This window comes from Methylovulum psychrotolerans (assembly GCF_002923755.1).
Lineage (GTDB): Bacteria > Pseudomonadota > Gammaproteobacteria > Methylococcales > Methylomonadaceae > Methylovulum > Methylovulum psychrotolerans.
The window spans coordinates 228609-243571 of the sequence record NZ_PGFZ01000008.1 but is presented as its reverse complement, the minus strand read 5'-3'; the positions used below and the strand labels follow the sequence as shown (position 1 = coordinate 243571).

At 51.7% G+C, this 14963-nt stretch carries 11 protein-coding genes; 1 reads left to right on the top strand and 10 read right to left on the bottom strand.

Going from position 1 to position 14963, the window contains the following annotated elements; translation table 11 throughout:
• Nucleotides 1–61 precede the first annotated feature (61 nt).
• The gene (locus tag AADEFJLK_RS17090; protein ID WP_103975075.1) at nt 62–886 is read left to right on the top strand and encodes an RpnC/YadD family protein; all 825 of its coding nucleotides are present in this window, start codon (nt 62–64) and stop codon (nt 884–886) included.
• 291 nt (nt 887–1177) lie between these two features.
• Here AADEFJLK_RS17090 and hisC read toward each other — a convergent pair whose 3' ends face one another.
• The 10 genes from hisC to rlmH all read right to left on the bottom strand — a co-directional run bounded on the left by hisC (nt 1178) and on the right by rlmH (nt 14809).
• A complete protein-coding gene (gene hisC, locus AADEFJLK_RS17085) occupies nt 1178–2263 on the bottom strand; it encodes a histidinol-phosphate transaminase (RefSeq protein WP_103975074.1) in 1086 nt (361 codons plus the stop codon).
• A gap of 66 nt (nt 2264–2329) precedes the next feature.
• The gene (locus AADEFJLK_RS17080; protein WP_103975073.1) at nt 2330–3604 is read right to left on the bottom strand and encodes a three-Cys-motif partner protein TcmP; all 1275 of its coding nucleotides are present in this window, start codon (nt 3602–3604) and stop codon (nt 2330–2332) included.
• Between the two features lie 13 nt (nt 3605–3617).
• Nucleotides 3618–4361 carry a DUF5131 family protein gene (locus tag AADEFJLK_RS17075; RefSeq protein ID WP_103975072.1) on the bottom strand — a complete coding sequence of 248 codons (744 nt, stop codon included), beginning with the start codon at nt 4359–4361 and terminating at the stop codon, nt 3618–3620.
• Nucleotides 4362–4419: 58 nt separating this feature from the next.
• Nucleotides 4420–5859, bottom strand: a complete 1440-nt coding sequence (gene tldD, locus AADEFJLK_RS17070; protein WP_103975114.1) for a metalloprotease TldD — start codon at nt 5857–5859, stop codon at nt 4420–4422.
• Nucleotides 5860–6217: 358 nt separating this feature from the next.
• Nucleotides 6218–6862, bottom strand: coding sequence for an NlpB/DapX family lipoprotein (gene bamC / locus AADEFJLK_RS17065; RefSeq protein ID WP_088619215.1), 645 nt, complete (start codon nt 6860–6862; stop codon nt 6218–6220).
• Nucleotide 6863: 1 nt separating this feature from the next.
• On the bottom strand, nt 6864–7682 hold the full coding sequence (locus AADEFJLK_RS17060; protein ID WP_103975071.1) for a carbon-nitrogen hydrolase family protein: 819 nt from the start codon (nt 7680–7682) through the stop codon (nt 6864–6866).
• A gap of 114 nt (nt 7683–7796) precedes the next feature.
• Nucleotides 7797–11744, bottom strand: coding sequence for a YhdP family phospholipid transporter (locus tag AADEFJLK_RS17055; protein WP_103975070.1), 3948 nt, complete (start codon nt 11742–11744; stop codon nt 7797–7799).
• Nucleotides 11745–11844: 100 nt separating this feature from the next.
• Nucleotides 11845–13299: a ribonuclease G gene (gene rng, locus AADEFJLK_RS17050; RefSeq protein WP_088619218.1), complete on the bottom strand. Its 1455-nt coding sequence runs from the start codon at nt 13297–13299 to the stop codon at nt 11845–11847.
• A gap of 470 nt (nt 13300–13769) precedes the next feature.
• On the bottom strand, nt 13770–14342 hold the full coding sequence (locus tag AADEFJLK_RS17045) for a Maf family protein (RefSeq protein WP_088619219.1): 573 nt from the start codon (nt 14340–14342) through the stop codon (nt 13770–13772).
• Nucleotides 14342–14809: a 23S rRNA (pseudouridine(1915)-N(3))-methyltransferase RlmH gene (gene rlmH, locus AADEFJLK_RS17040; RefSeq protein ID WP_088619220.1), complete on the bottom strand. Its 468-nt coding sequence runs from the start codon at nt 14807–14809 to the stop codon at nt 14342–14344. Before rlmH ends, AADEFJLK_RS17045 begins: the two co-directional genes overlap by 1 nt.
• Nucleotides 14810–14963 lie beyond the last annotated feature (154 nt).

Below are 14963 nucleotides of genomic sequence, written 5' to 3'. Positions count from 1 at the left end.
GCTGCCAAGTTGGAAGGGTGGATTTTAGTCGTTTAATCAAAGGTTATCGATAGAGTAAGGCATGGGGCAAAAAGACATTATCTCCAAGCAGATTTTTAAGCGCATCCTCGTGGATGTGGCGACGTATATCTTTAATTTGCCCTTGGCGGCGGCCGAACTGATAGAAACCGAGCAGCAACGCCTGGAAGACAGGCGGGCAGATTTGCTGGCGCGGGTCAGCGACCACAGCGGCAAAACCTTCATCCTGCATATCGAAATCCAAAATCAAAACCAAAAAGATATGCCGGATAGGATGTTGCGGTATCTGACCGACATTAGGCTGTGCCATCCGGGCGAGGAAGTTTGCCAATATTTGCTGTACATCGGCAAGTCCGCGTTAGCGATGCCAGGCCATATCCAAACCCCGCAGTTGCACTACCGCTATACGGTGCTGGATATGCACGAGATGGATTATCGGTTTTTCATTACCCAAAACAGCCCTGATGCCATCGTGCTGGCTTTGTTGTGCGATTTGCAGGGTACCGACGCAAAAACCGTCATCCATGACATCATCACCAAGCTGATCGCCCTTACCCAAGACGACAGTAAGCGGCTACGCGAATATCTCAGCATGTTGGAGATATTGGCCAGTAACCGGAACATCCACCTAGACATACAGCAGGAGTTTGCAATGTTACAAATAGAGATAGAGAAACTGCCTAGCTTTATTTTGGGGCAGAAGAAGGGCATTGAGCGGGGCATCGATATGGGCATGGATATGGGTGAACGGAATAGGGCCATCATGGTCGCCAAGCAGCTAATCCAAAGAAATTTTTCTGTAACGGAAATCGTGGAAATTACAGGCTTGGACGCGAGTGAGTTGCCATTTATTGACGAAGAGCGTTAATGCAGGTTTTTTTGCGGGAAGAACTTAATAAGCTAGCTGTTCTGTCCACGCGCTTTTAGCCAAACAATCGGCGTGTTAAGGTGTAACATCTTAAATGGAACCACCTTAATTAGCTGCACAAAACAACTCACCCCGAAACACTTTCAAGGTTAGCTACGCGAAGTTAATGTCCTTTGCACAATGGCCGAACTGCGTGTACAAACGATAAGCTGCAACAACACACCATAAACGCGCATAGGGTGAAAAGCTCGACCATACACCCTACCCATTGCTTAGTTTCCCCAAAGACAGTCAATCTTTAAGGCTCTGCCCCAAAGCCTGCAAAAACGCCGCATTTTCTTCCGGCGTACCCACGGTAACGCGCAGGCAGTCGGCCAATAGCCCGCCTTGGGGGCTGAGGTTTTTAATCAACACCCCCTGCGCTTTCAACGCGGCAAAAATAGCGTCGGCTTGACCGCTGGGCGTTTTAAAGAGGATAAAATTCGCCGCGCTAGGATAGGCCAACAGTCCGGGCAAGGCGTTGATATGTTCCATAACCACCGCCCGTTGTTCACAAATGCGCTGAGTTTGCCCGTCAAACAGGGGCTTATGGCGCAAGGCGAAGTCGGCGGTGATTTGGGTCAGGCTGTTGATGTTATAAGGCAGGCGGATTTTATTCAACTCGCCTAGCCATTTCGGCTGGCCGACCAGATAGCCTAAGCGCAGCCCCGCCAAACCTAACTTAGACACCGTGCGCATCACCAGCAGATTATCGTAAGCGGCCAGTTTATCCATAAACGTGGCGTGGGCAAACGGCGCGTAGGCTTCATCAATCACCACCAAACCGTGTGCGGCTTCGATAATGGCAATCATGGCGGCGGGGTCGAACAGGTTGGCGGTCGGGTTGTTGGGGTAGGCGAGAAAAATCACCGACGGCTGGTGCGCAGCAATAGTCGCCAACAGGGCGGGCAAATCCAAGCCAAACCCGTCGGCGACTAGGGGGACAGCGTGGTAACGCAGGCTGAGGCTATCGCTCAGTTGTTTGTACATAACAAAACCAGGCGCAGGTGCCAAAACGCTGGCGGTCGGCGGCAAGGCCATCAAAAGCATTTGGATGATCTCGTCGGAACCATTGCCCAGCAAAATATCAAAGTCAGCGGGGATTTGCTCCACCTCCCGCAAGGTCGCCGCCAACTGCCGCGCTTCGGGGTCGGGGTAGCGGTTAATCGGGCAATCTTGGAGTTCCGCCAACCACGCGGCTTTAATATCCTCAGGCCAATGGTAAGGATTTTCCATCGCATCGAGCTTGACCATACCGCTGGCATCAGCGACTTTATAGGCGGATAGGGCGAGGATTTCGGGGCGGAACAGAGAAGAAGACAAAACGACAGATTTCATGAGTAAATTATTTTTCAAGTGACGTATAATTAGCGGTGTAGCTATAACGTAAACAGCAACAACGTATTAGAAAGTAAATATTAATATTGAGCTTTGGCGATGTTTAGTAATAATGTCGCTTGCTTTTATGGAATTAGCTGACAGGCGTTTTCGCCCTTGTTCGCTAACCACTTCAATTTCTTTATATTCAATCAATTTGGCTATTGCTTCTTTATAAATTTTTGCTGAAGCAGGTGAGTTATTGCAGGTAACAATAAATAACTTTTCAAAAGTGACGCTATCGTTATTGATAATACGGACAATGTCTCGCTTTAACTCTTCAATACTTTTCTCTTTTGCCGTTTCATCAAAATAAAGGGCATCAAATTCGGCTTGCTTAGTGTAATTATTATCTAATTGCGGAAGATATCCCGTCATAAACATATCTAATCCCGCACCACCGTAATGAATAAAATGATTATTCTTTTCCCAATGGATTTCTGTCATCACATCACGCGCTTTTGGATGTTGCGACAAATGCACCAACCAATAATCACCATGCCCCTCTGGTGAGCGAATAAAAAAGCGCGTGTAGTAACTTGCTCCACAGTTTAAAACCAGATCCCGGTAAAGACAGCTTTGGATATACAGTCGCCAGTCTTTTGTTGAGCTTTTAATATCTTCTATCGTGCGGCCTTTTAAAGCATGAGGAGTGCCTATTGCATTAAGTAGCGTTTGTGCCAAGTCTTTTTTATCACTAATGTATGTTAATAACGAATCGACATTGAAATTTAAAATAATTTCTGATTTAAGGGAGCTATACAGGATTTTTTTAATTAAAGGAACAGGAACTTCTTTATAACCGTATTGATCCAGCAGAAATATAGCATGTCTGGCGCGACTTTTTTTATTAATAAATTCAATAATAGTGTCGGCTTTGTCTTGAAAAGAAGACTCAAGAACAAAAATTGACTCGCCTATTAAGTGACCATAGCCCTTTGATTTTAAGGTTTCTTTTAAGCAAATACAGGCATTTTTATCATTATCTATAAAGAAATAGTGAATATTAAACTTAATGGGCTTGCGGCGTTTTCTGTTAATAGAAACGCTTGCTTCCGCCATAGCATCCAGCATAATAAGCGGAGAACCATAGATAATTTCTTTTGAGTCATTATGGCTATAAACACCTCCACCAGAAAACCCATCAATTAACGTTAGTTTTAATTCTTCTTGGGATGGATGGGAAACTAACGTTTGAATATAGCGGATTAAATATGCTTTTAGAATGTCATGCTTTGCTAAGCTATGTTGCTCTAAAGGTGGGGGGCAATCAAAACTCCATTCGTATTTTTTCTTCGCCATTCAATTTTGGTTCCTAATAAATGTTATGAATCGGCATTTCATTAAAAACCCGACCATTTAACGCTCGGCCATTTTCTTTTTTAGAGCGTTTTTTCCCATCCGCTCCCCAGCCACCCCACTGTTTAAAGAAAAACTGTACATTTTGTTCCAAACATTGCAAACGTATCCCATCTGCCCATTCAGGTTTCATGGGTCTAGCCTTAACACCGGATTCCCCGCCCACAATCACCCAATGGATGCCGTTTAAATCAACCGACCCCAAATCTTCAAGTAGCGGCTCACAAGAAAGAAAGCGTATTGCCGCATTAACCGTTCGTAAATGCTCGATACGGGCTAAGCCGTCATTTCTATTTTCTACTGAAACGCCTAACCACGCATTAACAGGAGGAGTACGATTTTTAAAAAATACCGCTAACCGTTCCGCCCGTTTCGTTAAAATTTGAAACTGATGCTGGGGGGCTTGTTCTATGACATTAAACACTTGCCCTATAAATTCATCAGAAACACCTTCATGAAATAAGTCGCTCATAGAATTGACAAAATAAAGCGTAGGTTTTTTACGCTTTAATGGCTCGCTAAGCCGTTCTGATAAAATAGATAAGTCAAAACCATTTTCATAACCCTTAACTTGCATAGCCTGCAAACGTTTAGCCATAGTTTCAGCATAACAATACTTGCAACCCGCTGAAATCTTAGTGCAACCAGTAGTGGGATTCCATGTTTGTTCTGTCCATTCTATTTTTGATTTAGTCGTCATAAAGATAGTCCGCAAAACTTAAGTACATTACCCATTGGCGGTGTAATTTTTGTAGATACTAAACGCTAGTCCCACCCACCGTCAATCCGTCAATTTTTAAGGTTGGCTGGCCTACGCCTACGGGGACGCTTTGCCCGTCTTTGCCGCAGGTGCCGACGCCGCTATCGAGTTCCAAATCGTTGCCGACCATGGAGACTTTGGTCAGCACATCCGGGCCGTTGCCGATGAGGGTCGCGCCTCTGACGGGGCGGGTGATTTTGCCGTCTTCGATCAGATAGGCTTCGCTGGCGGAGAACACGAACTTGCCGGAGGTGATGTCCACTTGCCCACCGGCAAAGTTTTTCGCGTACAGGCCTTTTTTCACCGATTTGATGATTTCTTCAGGGTCATGCGCCCCTGGCAGCATATAGGTGTTAGTCATGCGTGGCATGGGCAGGCTGGCGTAGGACTCGCGCCGCCCGTTACCTGTCGGGCTTACGCCCATCAAGCGGGCGTTGAGCTTGTCCTGCATATAACCTTTCAGAATGCCGTTTTCAATCAGTACGGTTTGCTCGGTGGGTGTGCCTTCGTCATCAATGCTTAAAGAGCCGCGACGGCCCGACAAAGTGCCGTCGTCGACCACGGTGCATAAGCTGGAGGCGACCCGCTCGCCGACGCGGCCACTGAATGCGGAGGTGCCTTTGCGGTTGAAATCGCCTTCTAAACCATGGCCGATGGCTTCGTGCAGCAAAATCCCCGGCCAACCGGGGCCTAAGACCACCGTCATATTACCCGCCGGGGCTTCGCCCGCTGCCAGATTGACTAAGGCTAAGCGCACCGCTTCGCGCCCATAGTCCAAGGCGCGGTCTTGAGCAAGGAAATAGTGGTAATCGGCCCGCGCCCCGCCACCCATGCTGCCCTGTTCGCGTCGGCCATTTTCGACCACGATGACGGTTACGTTCATACGCACCAAAGGCCGGATGTCCGCCGCTAAAGAGCCGTCTTGATTGGCGACCAGAATGCTTTCGTGGACACCGATCAGGCTGACGATGACTTCTTCAATCCGGCTGTCGAGCTGGCGGGTAGCGGATTCCACCGCTTGCAGCAAGGCGATTTTTTCTTGATCCGGCAGGGATTTTAGGGGATTGGCAAACGGATACAGGCGGTTCGGGCTGGCGGCAATTTTTAAATTGACTTGCGCGTCTTGGCCTTGTTTTAAGATGGCATTAACGTTAGTCGCCGCCGCCAGCAGCACCGGCAGTTCTAAGCGGTCGCTGTAGGCAAAGCCGGTTTTTTCGCCCGCGACCGCGCGTACCCCCGCCCCTTGTTCGATGTTGTGGCTGCCTTCTTTGATAATGCCGCCCTCCATCACCCAGGATTCGGAATGGCTGGTTTGAAAGTAGATGTCGGCGGCATCGACAGGCACGCTAAGCAAGCGGCTCATGATGGTTTCAATATCGCGGTCTTGGAGGCCCGCAGGGGTCAAGATAGCGTCTCTGGCAAGGTTTAATAAATTCATAATAAGATCCGCGCCAAAGGCTGATACCGGCACAATAGCGGTTTGGGTTAAAGGGTTGGAAATGGATATGACAGCATGGCAAAGGTTTGTCAGGCAGGCGTTGTTGTTGCCCGACAAACCGATATAGCTAAAGCACAATAAAATGATGCCGTTCGTGGTGAGCTTGTCGAACCACCATAGCCCTTCGACAAGCTCAGGGCGAACGGCTTTACAATCAATTTATACTGCGTTAGCTATATATTGGGTTGCCCAAAGCCCGTCAACAAAAGCCACTGCTATTAAACCTGCCTCGGTTCAACAGCGGCGCGGCGGGCAGAAACCGCTTGCCCGACACAGTCGCCTGTTGCGCCTTAAGTCCTTATATCATCTTCAAATCATCATGCAAGGTTTCGAACAATTGGTATAGCAGGGCTTCGGCATCATCAGCGGCATCTTGGTCGATATTCCGCGCATCCAATTCACTGCTTTGCTCGGCTTCACTGGCTTTTTTAACGCTGACCCGGGTCTCTTGGCCGTTAGGTTCGACGCTGATCACATAAATGACCTGCTTTTCTTCCTTAATAACCAGTGAGGCGACCGCACCTAACAGGGATTTGGGGTTGTAGGAGACAAAAAACAACCCCTTATCACGCACAGCGTCAGTGACTTTGATTTCACTTTGGGTCAATGCCAATTTCAACGTATCCCACGCAATCCCCAATGGTTGTTTGATGTTAAGCACTGGCGGCTTGGAGGCAGTAACATAAACATCGTCTTTCAAGCCTTTTTTATGCTTGGCCTTAGGGACAATGCTATCATCTTTGACTACCGCAAGCTCGGCCTCAGTCGCGGGGGCCGCAGTAACGTCAGCATCTACGGCGACTTGTTCCGCCGCCGTCTTATGGGTTATCAAAACAGGCGGGCGTTCGAGCATTTCGGTGTTGTGATAACGCGGGTCATCGCCGCTACACGCGGCCAATACCGCCAAGGCCAACACACCCATAGTTTTTCTGGCAACTTTCATATCATTCACAGTTAAAACGTCGATGGTTTAAGACAGGAAACGCCCCGCGCACTTGGCCGAGGCGGGTTAGATCAATATCAGCCAAAGCAAAGCCTGGGCCTTCGGCGTGGCAATCCTGCACCGCCCCCCATGGGTCAATGACCATACTGTGGCCAAAGGTCTTGCGGCCATTGCCGTGCAAGCCGCCTTGATTGGGGGCAATGACGTAGCAGAGGTTTTCAATAGCCCGCGCCCGCAGCAGCACTTCCCAATGCGCCGCGCCCGTAGCGGCAGTAAAGGCGGCGGGGAATACCAAAATGTCCACGCCTTGCTGGCTCATAGTGCGGAAGAATTCGGGGAAGCGCAAATCATAACACACCGCCAAACCGATACGCCCGAATGGGGTATCGACCACCACCCGCTCTTGTCCGGCTTCAATGGACGCGGATTCACGGTAGACTTCACCCGTCTCCGGCACACTGACATCGAACAAATGGATTTTATCGTAACGGGCGACCCGCTCGCCCCTGTCGTTATACACCAAGCAGGCGGCGCGGACTTTCTCCTCGGCCTGTGCCGCTATCGGCATCGTACCGGCAATAATCCAGACCGCGTGTTGCTGGGCGGTGGCGGCAAGAAAATCTTGGATGGGGCCATTGCCATCGGCTTCTTTCACCTTGACCTTATCCAATTCATGCAGCCCCATGAGCGCGAAGTTCTCCGGCAACACCACCAGCTTCGCGCCCTTCGCGGTGGCGGCGGCGATCAGTTCGCCAGCGGCTTGCAAATTGGCGGCGACATCCGGTGAGGATACCATCTGGATAGCGGCACATAAGGTCATAGTTACTCCTTTTCATTAGTTTTTTAGGGTATAGCTTGCCTACACAGGACACAAGGCGTTAAACCGGAGCCCAAAGCGTAAAATCATTTCGGCATTTACCAGCCATCTTTTATCTTAGTGGCGCTTACCGTCATCCAGCCAAGAAAAGTCCGTCAGCCCGCTCCACAATTTTGGCACCACGCCGTCGCTTTCATGTTCGGGAACCACTTGCAGCACTCCCCATTTGCCTACCAATTGGTATTGCGATCCCAGCAAGAAGCCGTCCTGATCACTACCTGTCAGGGTATGCGCCACCAAGCTAGTAAATTTATCGACAATTGTACCAGCAATAGGCAAGGCATCGGCACTTTTGGGAATGACGCTGGCTTGAATATCCAAGGTTTTATTAACAAAATCAGTGCTGCCGCTGAGGCTAATCCGTGCCGGAATCGCATCCATCAACAGATCATGGGTCACGGCTTTGCCGTCGGCAATTTGGAAATGGCCTTTGCTAAAATTAAACATCAAGCCTTCCTCGTATAGGTCGCGGAAATCCAATTGCAGCCGTTTCGCCCATTGATCTATCGCCAAAATGCCCAGCACCCGCCCCAAGCCCGGTTCGATGCTTAAAATCCGCCCTTCGTTGGCATACACATCCAGCGAACCTTGCAAGGCCGCCAAGCTAAACTGGTGCGGCGCACCGCGCCAGTGTCCGGTAAAATCGGCGGTGGCGTGGCTACCGACCAAATCATGGGTCAAATCCAACTCGGCTAAAGTGCGCCCGGCATTAGGCAAATCCAGATGCCCATGCAATTGGGTTTGTTGCCGACCGTCTCTGACCGTCCACTCCCCGGATAGTTTCAGGGTCTGTGCGGCATTGCCCAGTGTCAGCGCCGTCAAGGCAATGCCGTCCGCCAAGCGTTCGGTACGGATATCCAAACTGCCTAAATCGGCGGCTTCCCAACGCGTTTTATGACTGTGCAAGCTTAATAACGGCAAGGTTTGCGGTGCTGGTGCCGAATCCGCCGCCGAGGCCGTAGCCACCGCTATATGACTAGGGCGCTCAGTCCCTTGCAGTTTTTTAATGACCGCCAAATCTAGCTGTTCCATCGCCAAGGTAACAGTGCTAACCGGAGTAACCGCTAAAGGCACAGTCAGCGTACCGACGGCAAAAGCACTGTCAATCTGCCCCTGCCAATGCTGCGGTTGCGCCTGTAGGCGTAAATCAACCGCCCCTAACGGGGCTTGCGCCCAAGTGGCGTTGTCAGTATGCAAATGGACGCTTTGGACGGCCAAGCCCTGATTTTGTCCTGAGCTGCCCGCCAGCCCGCCTAGCATGGCTTGTAAATCCACCGTCGGGCGGTTGATGCCGATACTTAAGCCGTGGGCGGTGGCGTCGGGTAACACGGCACTGCCGGCCCCTAAGACCAAATGCCCTGAGAGCACCCGTTGCTGGGCGGAGTCAAAGCGCAAGGCGGCTTTTAGGGTGTCGGCGTAATTGAGCGTGATCGGCAGGGTTTGCGGATTACCTAAGCCAAACACGATACTAAAGGCCTGCTTCTCACGGCGGGGTTTAGCCAAGAGTCCCGGCAGCTTGACTTCGACCCCCAGCAAATCCGAATTGATCGTTATCTCGGATGGCTGCTTGTCCAACGGCAAGGGGAAAACCAATTGATAATCCAGGCCACCGTCAGCGTAGGCGGTATGCGGCAAGCCGAATTGCGCTTCCAGATCACCCAGCTCGGTATGGCCTGCCGCCATTAAAGTGGTTTGCCCGTGGTTGCTGCTAACAGTAACGGCCACCGGATAGTTTAAGGTTTCCGCTTTAATGGTATCGCTGTAAACACCCTGTTCGTTAAATTTTAACAAGCCGTTGATATGCTGCATCGGCAAGTCCAAAGCCACTATTTTTAAGCGGGCATTATTCAAAGTCGCCTTGCCGTCCACTTTAGGTTGCGCCCCCAAGGCCAAAGGTATGCTTAAGTCTAAGCTAACCTCAGTGTCGCCTTGGGTGCTGATGGCATCGGCCACCGCCCCAATACGGCTTTGCAAAGGTGAGGCTTTTAAAAACGCCAACGCATCGGCAATTTTGCCGTTGACCAAGCCCTGCACCAGCAAATGGTCGCTGACCCCCACCGCCGGATTAATCACCGTCACTTGGCTGGCCTTTAATTGCTGGCTATGGCCTTCGTCGCCGTGCACCACCAAACGGTTTTGTAAAAAGCGCAGCTGACCATTAACATCAGTCAATTGCGGCCAACCGGGCGCATAATTCAGTTGCAAATGCCGGACTTCCATTAACGCCTCAAAAAAACCGCCGCCCAGCGGTTCGCTAGCGATAACCGTATCGGTAGCGCGGGCAGGTTCACCGCTAGCGGCCACGGCCGTGTCCTGAGGTTCAAAGTCTTGAATAGGGCTAGCCAGCGCTTGTCCCAGATGCCCCGTATACACCAGTTTACCTTCAGGAATTTGTCCCTGCACAAATGCCCCGTCCAGCCAAACGATGTCAGAGGGCTTCATTACCCCGACCGGAAAATAGTGTTTTAATTGACTGGCATCCGTGCAAATTAAGGCCGTTTGTAAATCCAAAAACGGTAAAGCTGACACTTGTTCGGGTAAGGTCAAGCGGAGCTTGTTAACGGTTTGCACCCCTAACAGCTCAAGGGTAAGTCGGTCGCTGGACAAGGTTAAACCACCCGCCTGGCGTTGCCAGGCTAAACTACCGTCCAAGCGTTTAATCACTAAGGCCTTCCGAAATAATGTTGGCAAAAGTAACTGGGCATCACCAGTGCGCAACTGAAGCACTCCGCCTTGCCCAGTACCGTGCAGGTGGCCGCTGAGATTCTCCACGCCCGGCAAGGCGGCGACGGGAGCAAAGCCTAGATGGTTAATATTGGCGTTAATGGCGGCGGCGCGGGTCGGCACATCTACCCATAACGAAACATTATCGACCGTACCTTGGGCAGTGCCGGGCAATTGCACCGCCAGTGCCGGCGCGAAAAATTGGACGGTGCGTAATAAGGGTTGGATATCCAGTTGACGGGTCACTAAAGCCAGTTGTTGCGGGGCAAATGCGTCGGCACTTTGTCCTGACAGCCGGAAACGGACATCGGCGAGGGTTGCCTCGTTATGGCTTAAGAGCAAACGCGGCACTTCCAGCCGCCAAACGGGAGCCAGCGCCTCCTGTTGCCAAGCAAAAGTGCTGTGCAATGCTGTCAGTTTCCAAATCGGCTGCTTATCACGCTGCACCTGCACCTTATGCGCCGACACCGCGCCAGATACCGCCATCATCCGTGATTGGGCAATATGTCCCCAGATTTCGATATCCGCCTGCCCGGCACGAATGTCCAGACCTTGGGTCTGCGGCCACTGCCGGAGCGGCACAGCGGCAGCGTTCAATTGCTTAGCGGCCAAATACGCCGTACCGTTGAGGCTACCACTCGCAAAAGGGTTGCCAGTAAAGTCCGCCACCAGTGTTAAAGCTTGCCCATAAGCGGCGGGCAGTTTCGCCAATAGCTTGATGCTGTGCTGTTGGCCTCGGTTAAACACCACCAAATCCACGCCTTTGAGACTCAGCGGCTGGTTAGAGTTAAGCTGGCCTTGCCAGAGAATGTCGCTTTGCAATAACTCGAAACGGCGGCCTTGCCATAACCAGTCCGGTTGCCCTCCCCCCGCTTTCAGGCCGACAATGGCAATCCGCCCATCCGCTTGGCGTTGCACCGAAAGCTTAGCGCCCACCAGCGTCACCCAAGCGGATGACATAACCTCGCGGTTCGCCGCCATCGCCAACAAATTCACGCCGATACGGACTTGCCGCAACGCCACAGCGGGGCTTTGGCCAGGCGTAGACGCGGCGACGGTAATATTGTCCAAAATTAGCTCAGGGGTAAAGCCGCGTAATTTGGCACGGAACCGTCCGATACTGACTGGCGCACCGACTAACGTGCTGATTTGCGCCGCCAATTCGCGTTGGTAATGCTCCAATCCCACCAACGCGACACGCAATCCCGTCAGCCCCACCGCCACCGCCAGTAAGCTCCAGAAAATAACGTGCCGTGATAAACGGGTCAAGCGTGGGATCATGACATTATGCCGGGCTTAAAGGGTCGTCAAATAGTCCCAAGATCGTATCAACGTATTACGCTGCACACAAATAAAGGTCTCGACGATCTTGAATATCGGCTTACAACAACACCACATCGTACTGTTCCTGATTATATTGCGCCTCGGCACGGAATTTTATCTGCACACCCAAAAACGTCTCCAGCTCGGCGAGCATATTCGCCTCTTCATCAAGCAACATTTCCACCACGGCATTAGAAGCCAACACCAGCAGGGTTTGCACTTTATATTGCCGCACTTCGCGGATGATTTCGCGGAAAATCTCCAGACACACAGTTTCGGCGGTTTTCAGCACTCCCCGGCCACCACAAGCACTACAGGGTTCACACAGGATATGCTCCAAGCTCTCGCGGGTACGTTTGCGGGTCATCTCCACCAAGCCTAAAGCCGACACCTCGGTGATCTTCGTTTTGGCGCGGTCTTTCTCCAAATGCCGCTCTAAAGCCTGCAACACTTGCTTTTTATGGTCTTCACTCTTCATGTCGATAAAATCAATAATGATGATACCGCCCAAATTGCGCAAGCGCAGTTGTCTGGCAATGGTTTGCGCCGCTTCCAGATTGGTCTTAAAAATAGTCTCTTCCAGATTACGCCCACCGACATAGCCGCCGGTGTTGACATCAACCGTGGTCATGGCCTCGGTTTGGTCAAACACCAAATGCCCGCCGGATTTCAGCTTAACCTTACGTTCCAAGGCTTTTTTAATCTCATCCTCGACGCTGTAAATATCAAATACCGGACACTCGCCGCTGTAATGCTCCAGCACCGGGACAATTTCCGGCACGAACATTTCCGCAAATTCGACCATACGCAAATAGGTCTCGCGCGAATCCACGCGCACCCGATCAATGCTTTCCTTATATAAATCCCGCAAGGTACGCACACTCAACGGCAAATCGTTATGGATAAATTCCTTCGGTTTGGCGGTGGCGATTTTTTCCGAGATGGCTTCCCATAATTTCAGCAAAAACGCCATATCGGCCAGCAACACCGACTCCTCCGCGCATTCGGCAGCGGTTCTGGCAATAAAACCGCCGCAGCCGTGTTCTTTCCGAAAACCGTCCAAACAGGCACGCAAACGGGCGCGTTCGGCATCGCATTCAATGCGTTGCGATACCCCCGACGTTTGCGAAAACGGCATATACACCTGATAGCGCGAGGGAATGGCGATTTCGGTGGTCAGCCGTGCACCCTTAGAGCCTAACGGATCTTTGACCACCTGTACGATGATGGCTTGGCCTTCATGCAGATAATGCTCGATATTTTCCGAACCTTTCTTTTCCAGCTCTTTGCTGCATAAATCGGACAAATGCAAAAACGCCGCCCGATCCAAGCCAATATCGACAAACGCCGCCTGCATTCCGGGCAAAACCCGACAAACTTCGCCTTTATAAATATTGCCGACCAACCCGCGTTCGCGGCTACGTTCGATAATCAGTTCCTGCACCACACCATTTTCAATCACCGCCACCCGGGTTTCCGGCGGGGTCACATTAATTAAAATCTCTTCGCTCATTATAAATACTGTCCATTATGGGGCTAAGTTTAAGCCATTACCGACAGGCACAGCCTGACGCTTAAGCCCTATCGCTGGCATCCTAACCTTATGGCTAGCGGCATACTTTCAGTATGCCGCCCCCTGTTATGTCCCGCAATAGACCGCCACTGAAATTAAATTTTGGTTATGGTCGAGCAGGATACAGACAAGCGGCGACTGATGCAATCGGGCGATTGGCAGGGCTATGCCGACCAAAGCCAACTGAGTTACCGCATAGAGTCTTAGGAAGGGAATTAATTCACAGAGATTAGGTGAATCGTTGACAACGTGATGCTCAGTTGGCAGTGTGGGTAGCCGCTGCCATTATAGGACAAAGGGTTAGGCTTGCCAGGGGGAAGAGGCTTTTTTCCCTGCGAAGGGAGGCTGGGGTGGGTTTAACACGCTGTGGTGCAATGAACGCCTGCTTAACTTTATGCACATCCCTAAACTTAAAAGACCTTAATCCCCTGCGCGGCCAACAATTGCGCAGTTTCAAAAATCGGCAAGCCGACCACGCCGGAAAAGCTGCCGTTAAGGGCGGCGACAAACACCCCGCCTTGGCCTTGGATGGCATACGCCCCGGCCTTGTCACGCGGCTCGCCGCTGGCCCAATAGGCCAGCAGTTCCGCTTCCGCCAAAGGCCGGAACGTCACCGCGCTAATACTGACCGCCTCGCCATGCCTAAGGCCGCGTAACGACACGGCGGTATAAACCTGGTGGGTCGTCCCCGACAAACGCCGCAACATCGCCAGCGCGTGGGCTTGGTCTTGGGGCTTGCCCATGATCTCCCCATCTAAGACCACGCTGGTATCGGCCGCCAGTACAGGAATATCCGTGCCGAAGCGCAGCACAGCCGCCGCCGATTTTTCTGCCGCCACCCGTTGCACATAAGCCAACGGGGCTTCATCCGGCCTAGGGGTTTCGTCAATATCGACCGGACAAACCCGATAGCGGATACCGATTTGGTCGAGCAGTTCGCGGCGGCGCGGCGAGGCGGAAGCTAAAATAAGCGCGGCAGTCATTAGCGGTGATAAGGGTGGTTGTTTAATAAAGTCCAAGCACGGTAAACCTGTTCGGCGACGATGATGCGGACCAACGGATGCGGAAAAGTCAGTTTCGACAAACTCCAAGACTCTTGCGCCCGTTGCCGCGCCGCGTCCGCCAGCCCTTCGGGGCCACCGACCAGCAACGCCACGGATTGCCCGCTGCCCATCCAGCGGCGCATGGCTTCGGCCAGTTCGGGAGTCGTCCACGGCTTGCCCGGAATATCCAAGGCCACAACCTGCGCCCCGGACGGAATCGCCGCTATCATCCGCTCGCCTTCGTCACGCACTAACCGCGCCACGTCGCTGTTCTTGACCCGTTTGCCCGGCGCAATTTCCTTAAGCACCAGTTCGCATTCACGCGGCATCCGCTTGGCATATTCATCGTAGCCTGTCAGCACCCAGCCCGGCATACGGTTTCCTACTGATATGAGATGTATTTGCATAGGCGGGCAGGATACAGATAAGCGGGGCTTGATGCAATTGGGACATTAGTACCCGCACTGCTTGCCGCACTGCCCCAGCGGTTTGCCCACTAAGACAGAGTAATTACTTATCGGACACAAGAGCTGGAAGAGACTGAAATAGCCAGCTAAAGAA